The sequence below is a fragment of the Treponema sp. UBA753 genome (assembly GCF_002297325.1).
In the GTDB taxonomy this organism is placed as follows: Bacteria; Spirochaetota; Spirochaetia; order Treponematales; family Treponemataceae; genus Treponema_D.
Window position 1 is genome coordinate 1,040 of the sequence record NZ_DBKJ01000072.1, and the last position, 9,701, is coordinate 10,740.

General features: G+C 36.7%; 9 protein-coding genes. 5 read left to right on the top strand and 4 right to left on the bottom strand.

What is annotated here, in order from left to right; all coding sequences use genetic code 11:
• Positions 1-176: 176 nt before the first annotated feature.
• A complete protein-coding gene (locus tag B4C08_RS06125; RefSeq protein WP_295797656.1) occupies positions 177-605 on the bottom strand; it encodes a hypothetical protein in 429 nt (142 codons plus the stop codon).
• Between the two features lie 110 nt (positions 606-715).
• On the opposite strand from B4C08_RS06125, the gene B4C08_RS06130 reads away from it, so the two are divergent.
• The 5 genes from B4C08_RS06130 to B4C08_RS06150 all read left to right on the top strand — a co-directional run bounded on the left by B4C08_RS06130 (position 716) and on the right by B4C08_RS06150 (position 5,377).
• The gene (locus tag B4C08_RS06130; protein ID WP_295797653.1) at positions 716-1,654 is read left to right on the top strand and encodes an AraC family transcriptional regulator; all 939 of its coding nucleotides are present in this window, start codon (positions 716-718) and stop codon (positions 1,652-1,654) included.
• Positions 1,648-2,838 (top strand): bifunctional phosphopantothenoylcysteine decarboxylase/phosphopantothenate--cysteine ligase CoaBC, encoded by a 1,191-nt coding sequence (gene coaBC / locus B4C08_RS06135; protein ID WP_296664006.1) that lies wholly within the window; start codon positions 1,648-1,650, stop codon positions 2,836-2,838. Before B4C08_RS06130 ends, coaBC begins: the two co-directional genes overlap by 7 nt.
• Positions 2,839-2,849: 11 nt before the next feature.
• Positions 2,850-3,659, top strand: coding sequence for a mechanosensitive ion channel family protein (locus B4C08_RS06140; protein WP_296664007.1), 810 nt, complete (start codon positions 2,850-2,852; stop codon positions 3,657-3,659).
• A gap of 50 nt (positions 3,660-3,709) precedes the next feature.
• Complete coding sequence (locus B4C08_RS06145; RefSeq protein ID WP_296014780.1) at positions 3,710-4,198, top strand: hypothetical protein; 489 nt, start codon at positions 3,710-3,712, stop codon at positions 4,196-4,198.
• A 78-nt stretch (positions 4,199-4,276) separates the two neighbouring features.
• Positions 4,277-5,377, top strand: coding sequence for a hypothetical protein (locus B4C08_RS06150; RefSeq protein ID WP_296664009.1), 1,101 nt, complete (start codon positions 4,277-4,279; stop codon positions 5,375-5,377).
• On the opposite strand, the gene B4C08_RS06155 is transcribed toward B4C08_RS06150, so the two are convergent.
• From B4C08_RS06155 to B4C08_RS06165, 3 genes are all read right to left on the bottom strand, one after another.
• The gene (locus B4C08_RS06155; protein WP_296664011.1) at positions 5,374-6,918 is read right to left on the bottom strand and encodes a peptide ABC transporter substrate-binding protein; all 1,545 of its coding nucleotides are present in this window, start codon (positions 6,916-6,918) and stop codon (positions 5,374-5,376) included. The two genes, B4C08_RS06150 and B4C08_RS06155, sit on opposite strands and share 4 nt — an antisense overlap.
• A gap of 18 nt (positions 6,919-6,936) precedes the next feature.
• The gene (locus B4C08_RS06160; RefSeq protein WP_296664013.1) at positions 6,937-8,343 is read right to left on the bottom strand and encodes a hypothetical protein; all 1,407 of its coding nucleotides are present in this window, start codon (positions 8,341-8,343) and stop codon (positions 6,937-6,939) included.
• Positions 8,344-8,506: 163 nt separating this feature from the next.
• Complete coding sequence (locus tag B4C08_RS06165) at positions 8,507-9,409, bottom strand: 1-acyl-sn-glycerol-3-phosphate acyltransferase (RefSeq protein WP_296664015.1); 903 nt, start codon at positions 9,407-9,409, stop codon at positions 8,507-8,509.
• Positions 9,410-9,701: the final 292 nt, after the last annotated feature.

The window sequence follows — 9,701 nt, forward strand, 5'->3', positions numbered from 1 at the left end:
CTGTGCAAACATTGCACTCATGTTGTGATTGATAACCATAATTTATCTCCTATGATCAAGATACTGGAGTTCTAAGCAAACATTTTGTGCCTGCTTCCCCTGCTTTGGGTTTACCACCCTATATTTTGATTGTCGGAGTTTGATTTTTTTACTTTAGATTTTTTTTAGATAAAATGCTATTTTTTTCCTTTGCAGCATGAATTGCAACCGGTTACAATAACGTGCTTTTTTCCTTCAGTTTTATTAAAAAGCCGGGCAACAAGATGTCCGTCTGCAAGAGAAATTTCTTTATGGCAAACAGGACAAATTCTTTTTAATCCAGGCTCAACTCGCGGATAGCAATGCGGACAGCCGTTTATCGTGCAAAGCTGATCCGGAACATTCATAGGTCTGTAAACTCTGCTAACCAAATCTTCACCCGGAAGAAGAGAAGAACCGCAAATTGGACACGAAACCAAAAGTCCTTTTTTCTGTGCATTTTCACTGCGGATTTTTCTAGCTTTAAGTTCTGAATTTTTATTTTCCAAGGATTTAAATTTTATATAAAGATTCAGCAAGAAAATTATAAGCGCAAAAACAGCAACGGCAATAAAATAAGTCAGCATAAAGGCATTATAAATTCTAAAAAACTTTATTTCAACAAAAAGCTGCCCAACTAAAACAAAAGGTTGTTTTTGATAAAACCACATGATATAATCGGAACGAGAATAAAAATATGACAAAAGTATCTTCTGACTTGAAAGAAAAAATTCCTGTAAATGAACGGCAGCAGCGCGGAACTTCGCTTTTTCCGTTGCAGTACAATTTTTGCAATACAGAAAATCCGTACTACGACTTGTGGCTTCATTGGCATACAGAATTTGAGCTTATCCACATTCTTTCTGGGAGCTACAATCTTTTTCTTGGCGACCACGAAATTGTTTTAAACAAAGGAGATTCTTGCATTATTCCCGGAAAAATTGTCCACGGAGACGCACCAGAAAAAGGCGCAAGTAAATACGAATCCGCTGTTTTTGATATTGAACTTTTGCGCCAGCATGGATTCAGTCCGGACAGTTTTATAAACGACATTATATTGGAAAATATTTCGCTGCAAAATTATATTCCGGCGGAACAAAAAGATATTTTTTGCACAATTGAATTTTTATTCGACACAATCCGCGAGCAAAGAGAAGGCTGGGACATAATCGCTTCCGGCGCGCTGATTGTTTTCTTTGGGCTTTTAAAAAAGAATCACTTTTATTCGGAAAAGAAAATTCTTCCGGCGCAAAAAAGAGCTAGAAATAAAAAGCTTGATCTTGTTTTGGATTTTATAAAAAAGAACTACGGAAACGACATTTCACTTGAGCAACTTTCTGTGGCAGCCGGATTTTCGCCAAAATATTTTTGCCGTGTTTTTAAAGAAATGACAGGACGTTCTCCAGTTGAATATTTAAACTGGTTTAGAATCAGCAGAAGCTGCGCGCTTTTACGGGAATCCAACGACAAGCTCTTGAACATCGCTCAAAAATGCGGATTCAAAGATTTCAGCTATTTTATAAAAATGTTCCACAGATACAAAGGAATGACGCCGCTCAAATACAGAAACATGGAATTAAAGGCAAACAAAGCTTCAGAAACTGAATCCGCGCAAAAGGAAAACAAAATATGCTAAAAGACAAAACAATTTTAGTCGGAGTTACAGGAAGCATTGCGGCATACAAGACAGCAACACTTGTAAGCATGCTTGTAAAAACAGGAGCTGAAGTCCGCGTTCTAATGACAAAAAACGCCACAAACATAATTAATCCGATTGCATTTGAAACTCTAAGCGGACACAAATGCCTCATAGATACTTTTGACAGAAATTTTGAATTCAAAGTAAACCATGTTTCACTTGCGCAAAAGGCGGATATTTTTTTAATTGCTCCGGCAACTGCAAACACAATCGCAAAAGTTGCAAACGGAATGGCAGACGATATGCTGACTTCTGTTTTCCTTGCTGCAAAATGCCCAAAGATAATTTGTCCTGCAATGAACACAGCAATGTACGAAAATCCAATAACGCAAGACAATCTTGAAAAATGCAAAAAGTTCGGATTTAAAATCCTTGAGCCGGAAACAGGACTTCTTGCTTGCGGTGAAAAAGGAAAAGGAAAAATGCCTGAGCCTCAAGCAATATTTGAATTTATTGAAAATGAAATTTCATTTGAAAAAGATTTTCTAGGCAAAAAAATTCTTGTTACAGCCGGACCAACTCAAGAAGCAATAGATCCTGTTCGGTTTATCACAAACCATTCATCTGGAAAAATGGGCTATTCAATTGCAAAAACAGCGGCAGCAAGAGGCGCGCAAGTAACTTTAATTTCAGGCCCGACATCGCTTAACCTGCCGCAAAATGCAAAGACAATAAAAATCACAAGCGCAAAAGAAATGTTTGAAGCCGTAAAAGAAAATGCGCCGGACTTTGACATAATAATAAAATCCGCGGCAGTTGCAGATTTCCGTCCAAAAAATATCAGCTCTGAAAAAATAAAAAAAACAGGCGAAGAGTTTTCAATAGAACTTGAGCGCACAGACGACATTCTTGCTTTCCTTGGAAAAAATAAAAAGCCGAATCAAATTCTCTGCGGATTTTCTATGGAAACACAAAACTTAATTGAAAATTCCAAGAAAAAACTTTCAGCCAAAAATTTGGATTTAATCATCGCAAACAATTTAAAAACTCCGGGCGCAGGCTTTCAAGCGGACACAAATCAAGCCACAATAATTACAAAAGATTTTCAAAAAGAACTTCCACTGATGCAAAAAGAAGAACTTGCAAGCCGCATACTTGATGAAATAAAAGCATTTTTATAGAAGGAAAATTCATGGAAGAAAATTTTTCACAGGCAATTGAAAAAACAAAAAGCATTTTGCACGCAGATGAATTTATAAAATATTTCACATTTGAAAATATACTAAAAATTGCAATAAGCATTGTTTCCATCATAATTTTCTATATTGTCTATAGGCTAATAAAAAAATTCATAAGAATAAAAGCGGCGGCAAAACTTGAAAAAAACACTGCAGTCCTTGTAAACAAAGCCATAAGCTACATTTTTTATGTTTTAATCGGAATGTACATTTTGGGACTTTTCGGAATCAACTTAAAAGCAATTTGGGGCGCAGCTGGAGTTGCGGGACTTGCAATCGGATTTGCAGCGCAAACAAGCGTCAGTAATTTTATAAGCGGACTTTTTGTGCTCGGCGAAAAATCCATGAAAATCGGAGATACAATTTCTGTAAGCGGAACAAGCGGAACTGTAGAATCCGTAGGGCTTTTAAGCGTAAAAATAAAAACTTTAGACAATCAGCTAGTCAGAATTCCAAACAGCAGCATAATAAATTCCGTGCTGACAAATTACAGCAGCTACAAAACGACAAGACAAACTTTTGAAATTCATATAAGTTACGAAGCCGACTTGCAAAAAGCAATGCAAAAAATAAAAGAAATTGCATTGAGCTGCTCAGTAGTTCTTAAGTCTCCGGAACCGCAAGTTTTTTATGACGGACTTGGAGGTTCCGCAAAATTAAAACTTATAGTCTGGATAAAAAATGAAGATTTAATTCAAGCCAAAAACTGCATTTTAACCGGCATTGTAAAAAACTTCAGGCAGGAAAATATAAAAATAATGTAAAGATTGAACTTTTTCTGCAATTTTTTTTATTCTGCGGATATATAATAAGCATGAAAAACTTTTTATTTATCTGCCCGGTCATTTTATTTTTTTCCTGCGAATTTTTCAGCTACACAGAAAATGAAAAATTCAGTCTTCCGTATTCAGGCGAATGGAGTGTTAAAACAAGCCGTCAGCCGGATTCAGAAGAAATATTTGTCATCGGAAGAAATTTTTACTCTGAAGTAAACAAAAACGAAGCTACAGCCTTGCTCGCCTATTCGCATTCAGATAAAAAAATCTACGGCGCAATTTATCCATACGGAAACAATTTGACTTATTTAGATGGATTTGCCGCGGAAGTTTTGTTTTCAATTTCAGCCGCCGCAGTGGATTCCGATTCATGCAAAAATGAATATCTTTCAAAATTCAACTGGCAAAAACTCATGGAAGAATGCCGCGTCTTTGAAGAAAATGTCTGGAAGCTTGACAAAGAAAGAATCATGAAAAAAATTTCTTCAGGCAATTTCAAAAAGAGTGATTTAAAACTATTGGAATGAAAAAGAATTCGTTGTATCATAAAATGGATTTTTAAATAAGGATTTAAAATGAAAAAAATATTTTTCAAAATGCTCATTGTGGCAAATTTAATATTTCTGTTTTCTTGCGCAAAAAAAAATAAAACTGCCACAACTGAACTGCCGACTGTAAAAATCCATAACTGGTACTATTTTTCAAATGAAGGATTTCAAAAAATCGATTTGCCGCAAAACGCTCCAGAAGTTTATGAAAAACCCTGGACAGAATCAGTGCGAATAACAAGCGCGGCAAGCCTGGTAGATTTAGAAAATAAAACTTCTGAATTTTCTGCATACGCCTTAGTAAATAAAAAAGGACTTCTTTGCTTTAACAACGACAAAATAGAGCTTTATTGCGACAATTCAATTTTTCTTCCGGACACTGCGGATTTTTTGGTTTTCAGCGACGGAAAGCCTGTTTTTTACTTGTACAGAAGCAGTTTTTTTAATTCAGATTTTAATCAAACTACAATTCACAGCACGCGACCTTTTCTTGTTGAATTTGCACCGGACTCAAAACTTTTCTACCCAATAGTTTCTTATTCAAATTTAAATCTTAAAGATGAAGATCAAATTACAGGATATTTTTGGGACGGAAAAACTTGGGCTTGTTCTGCAAAAAAAATAGTACAAAACGGAGTTGAATTTTCATATTTTTGCTGGCAGCCTTTAGTTCCTTTGACAGAAGCCTGTCCTGCGTTGGGCCAAGAAATTTTTATGTTCAATCCATTGACAGAAGACAGCTACAAAAAAATGATTCTTCCCAAGCTTTTTGAAGAATCGCCTGAAGAACTAAAATCGCTGCTTGCCTCTATTCCCAAAGAATTTTCATTTTATATTTCATGGAAAAATCCATCTGGAACAAGTCCAGAAAACTACAGCCACATTGGAACATCCGACAATTTTTTGAGCGCGCACGCAGGATTTTCAGCTGGAAAAAAATACATAACAGCAGTTTTTTCAGACGGCACAACTTACATAAAAAAATCAGCAGAAAATTCCATAAAAGCATTCAGGCTTCCGCTTTTGCCAAAAGGATTTTCTTATGGAGAAATGGCAGTTTCTGGAGACACGCTTTATGTCGCATGGGAAGAAAGTTCCTTTTTTAAAACTGCAAGAGCCGGCTTTATCAGCGTAAATTTAAAGGAAATAATAAATTAATAGCATACTAAGTTCGGAACTTTTGAAAACGGAGCTGGCTTTATATAAAGATATTTCAGCGGATGAATATCAAGTCCATTCACTTTCCAGCCGCCGATTTCATCAGTATTAACAAGATGCGCGCTTACAGGATGCGAAACAGGAATCAGAACGCTTTCATCCAAAAGAATCTGCTCAGCCTGCGCCATAAGTTTGTAACGATCGGAAATATTGTCAATCCGTGAAGCTTCCTGCAAAAGAGAATCGTAAGTTTCATTTTTGAATCCAGAAACATTCAGCGAAGAATTTCCGCGGAAAAGCTCAAGAAAAGCCAGCGGGTCAGCAAAGTCGCCAATCCAAGAATAATGGAACAAGTCAGCTTTCCAGGACGGAATCGAAGCATTGTATCTGTCAAAGCTTGTTGTCTGAATTTTAAAATCCACACCAAGCGGTTCCCAGGCATTTTTCAAAATTTGCGCGCACTCTGAAAGGTAACCATCGCCAGTCGCAGCAAAAATCAACGTCAGTTTTTCTTCCTGTGGAATTCCATTTTTCTGCCGCGCTTCATTCATCATTTTTAAAGCATCGCTTTCATCATAATCTGAAATTCCTGCAACTTCAGGATAACCCGGCAAAGGATAAATGAAAGTTTCAGCTTTTATATTGAATTTTTCACGCAGCTTGTCATAAGGAATTGCTTCAAGCAATGCGTCTCGGAATTCTTTTTTTGCCCAGACATTGTCTTGCTTTTTAAAGAAAAAATAGGACGTTCCAAATTCAGTGCCAATCAAAAGCTTTGACTTGTCAATTATTTTTGAAGCTTCGGCATTTCCCATAATCCAGTCAATTTCGCCGTTGTTGAATTTGTGGGAATTTTCAGAATAATCATCGCTTAAAGAAATTTTTATTTCAGGAACTTTCACATTTTCAGAATCCCAGTAAAATTCATTTTTCTTAATTAGAATTTCATTTCCGTCGTAAGATTCAAGCGCAAAAGCCCCGCTATAGACATTTTTATTTTCACTTACAACACTAAAAGCATGATGGCACAAAATTTTCGGAAGATGACCAGCCGGTTCAGTCAAATGGACAACAACTGTAAAATCATCTCTTGCATCGATTCTTACATCCTGCGCAGAAATTTTTCCCTGCCTAAAATCAGACGCGCCTTCTATGCAATCCAAAAGCGAAGCAAACGGAGCGTTAGCAGTTTCCAAAAGTGAAATCCAGGAATTTCTTACATCTTTTGCAGTAATCAAATTTCCGTCGCTGAATTTCGCATCATTTCGCAAGGAAAATGTCCAGCGTTTTTTATCACGTGAAATTTTATATGACGAGCAAATCGCAGGCAAAGGCGCAAGATTAACAGGGTCATAAGAAAAAAGTCCTTCGTACAAGCCAGTAAAAAGCTGAGCTTCGGCAGTAAAAGCGGCCGTATGCGGATTCATGTCATAAGAATGAAGCGATGCGCAAATATTGACTCTGCGTTGCTTTGGCAAATCCTGTGCAAAAGAAAATACGCTAATTAAAAAGAAAACTAACGCTGCAAAAACTTTTTTCAAATTAAACCTCTATAAAACTTATAAAATTCCAAGTTTTTTCATCTGTTCCTGCTCTTCAACATAGGAAAGATATTCTGCACGTTTCTGGTTAAATTTGACAACAATATTTTTGATTGTCATAAGCTCCATAGACAAACCTTTGATTCTTGAGCGGTCAACAGTTTTTGAAGTATTCTTGAAAAATTCATCAAGCCCGTAAAGCTGCGCAAAAATATGATTGTTTTCAACCATCTGCTTGTTTAAATATTCAAGAATCGCTGAATCATTCTGGCTGTCGGCTTTTTTATAGCCAGGTGAATTCGGACTGATAAACGAAGCATAAACTCGCGTTTTTTTCTGAAGAGTTGCATAAAATTCGTTGTATTTTATTGTTTCTTTTTTCTTTGTTTCTGTGCGCTTGTCAGTAATAAAAATATCGTAAGAAACGGGCGGCTCTTCCAATCCAAAAAGATTTCTTAAAAATCTAAGAATTGCGTCTTTAAAAGTTTTCTTTTCACTCTGAAGAATTTCATGGTTAAAGTTGACCTTTTCAGCAATTGCCTTGAACTGCTCTCCTGTTGAAGCCAAAATCCGCAAAGCATCCATTATAATTGCGTGAGTGTCAATCGTAGATTTTTTTTCTTCCTTGACATCTTTTATTTTCAGCCTTTCGTACAAAGAATTTTGCAGTTTTTCTTTTTCTGGTGAAGTTTCTTCCACAACCAGTTCAGAAACAAGCTCGTTATTAAACGCTTTTCCCGGAAAGCAAGATGGAAAAAGCCTCTTTATTTCACCAAGCAATGCGCCCGAAGAAGCAAACGCCTTTTCTTTGTCAAAGGATGGATTTGCAAAAACTTTTTTTCTGATTTCAACTTTATAACGTTCACGCTGAAAATCCGCAAGGTTCTTTAAGCCGCTGTCAATTTCAGCCATCGCAGTTTGTGTTTTTGAAACGCTGTCTTTTAGAAGACTTTGAACTATCGGCTGAACTCCGCTTTTAAGTTCATTCATGGCAATTGCAAGCGCACGCGTATTAGGCCGAGTTGAATTAACGCTCAAGTTTGCCCAAGAAAAAGTATTGTTCAGCTCAAGCATTTTTTTAATTTTTCCGTTGTCAAGCTGCGAAACAGAAAATTTCATAAAGTTGCAGACATAATCCAGCATCGTTTCATATTGGCTTAGTCTTATTCCAAGAACAATTGAACGCTCGTTATCTGCAAAAGATGAAGTTTCAGGCAAGGAAATTGCAGTAATGCGGCTGTCATTTTTATACGGATCTGGAACAACCAAAGATCTTTTTACAAGATTGTCAAAAATATTCCTCAAGCAGGAAAAATGAAGCCTATAATCTTCCAAAAGTTTAGGAAGCTCCACATTGTCAAACCATTGCTCCCGCTCTTCTGCAGCTGAAATAATTTTCTGATTAAAATTTTCATTCTCGGTCATATTTTTTTCCATAAGATATTAGCACAGCGGAACAAAAGGAGCAATTCCAATAAGAAAGCTTTTTTCCGCAGAATTACCTTACAATGCTGATAAACATTTTCTTTTAAATTTCGGAAAAAAATAACCGTTGCTTAATAAAGTTTTTTGATTTAAAAACGATTTATTAAGAAAGCCGTGTCTTTTCCACATTTTCGTGCTGAGTTTCAAGAATATCCATGATTTTATCTATCATTTTCTGCTTAGGATCAGGTTCACTTTCTGGCAAAGTCGCAAGATATTCACTGCGGAATTTTTTGCATTCAATAACAGGACTTGCTGTGAATACGAGTTTATCAGAACCAACCAAATCGCTCAGCATATCTTCTTTTCCGTCCTGAATTTCAAGAATCGAACCGTTTATGCTTACACAAATTGCAATGTCAAACAAACGAAGGTAACTGTCAATTTCCCGCAATCCGCGTTTTGTTTCAGGATGTCCCGGACGGTATCTTGTTCCCGATGGAAAAACCAAAATAACTTCACCACGTTTCTTGCAGTCATCCATTGCACGCATTGCAGCCAAATTAATTTTTCTTGCCTTGAGCATTTCTTCCTTTGCTTCTTCTTCAGACTGAGCCTTTTCTTCATTTTTTGTGAGGCTTCTAGTAGGATAAATTACAACCCTCGTGAAACTTTCGGCAAATGCACGGACAATAGGATTGTCTTCATTCAGTTTCATGCCTGCAATTGCAACTGTCCGTTTAGAAAGATCAGCCAAATCCGAATTTCCACTGTGCTCAAGCATATAAAGCAAAGCCGGCAAATCTGTATTTGAATAATGTTCCATTAAAATCAGCCCGCTTTTTCCTGATTTCACCTGATTATAAAAATCCAAAAAATTATTAATGCCACCTAAATAACTTTCTGGCAAAAGATTGTCTTCAACCAGTTTATCCATCAGTTTTCTATTTTTTGGGTTTGCAAGTTGATAAACATTTGAGCTGTCAATTTTAGCAGCAGCAACAGAATTCAATGAAAGAGCTTTAAAAAAGTCAGCATAAGCTTCACGGATGGTTTTCTTTTCCATGCAATAACCTCATAATGTAAACAATTAAGAAAAATAAAAAAGTGATTTTTTATTTTAAATGCAAAATACGAAGATGTCAACAAAGGAGCAAGAAACTGTGCCAGAAAAGTAAATCAACGGCTATCTGAGGGCGATAAAGGTGACCCTGCGCAGTTCCTCTTGGCACTCAGAGAGGCGGCGCTTTATTGCCACGGCAAAAAAGAGACCTCCCGCATGTCGGGAGGCCTGTAGAAAAATAAAGAAGCCGGCCGCTACCTGCTTTCCCGCCGCATGGCAGTATCATCGGCGCAGG

Bases quoted from the DNA above. Each gene is read 5' to 3' on its own strand.
- B4C08_RS06140 (WP_296664007.1), top strand. From the start codon at position 2,850: ATGGAAGAAAATTTTTCACAGGCAATTGAAAAAACAAAAAGCATTTTG.
- B4C08_RS06125 (WP_295797656.1), bottom strand. From the start codon at position 605: ATGCTGACTTATTTTATTGCCGTTGCTGTTTTTGCGCTTATAATTTTC.
- B4C08_RS06145 (WP_296014780.1), top strand. From the start codon at position 3,710: ATGAAAAACTTTTTATTTATCTGCCCGGTCATTTTATTTTTTTCCTGC.
- B4C08_RS06160 (WP_296664013.1), bottom strand. From the start codon at position 8,343: ATGACCGAGAATGAAAATTTTAATCAGAAAATTATTTCAGCTGCAGAA.
- B4C08_RS06130 (WP_295797653.1), top strand. From the start codon at position 716: ATGACAAAAGTATCTTCTGACTTGAAAGAAAAAATTCCTGTAAATGAA.
- coaBC (WP_296664006.1), top strand. From the start codon at position 1,648: ATGCTAAAAGACAAAACAATTTTAGTCGGAGTTACAGGAAGCATTGCG.
- B4C08_RS06165 (WP_296664015.1), bottom strand. From the start codon at position 9,409: ATGGAAAAGAAAACCATCCGTGAAGCTTATGCTGACTTTTTTAAAGCT.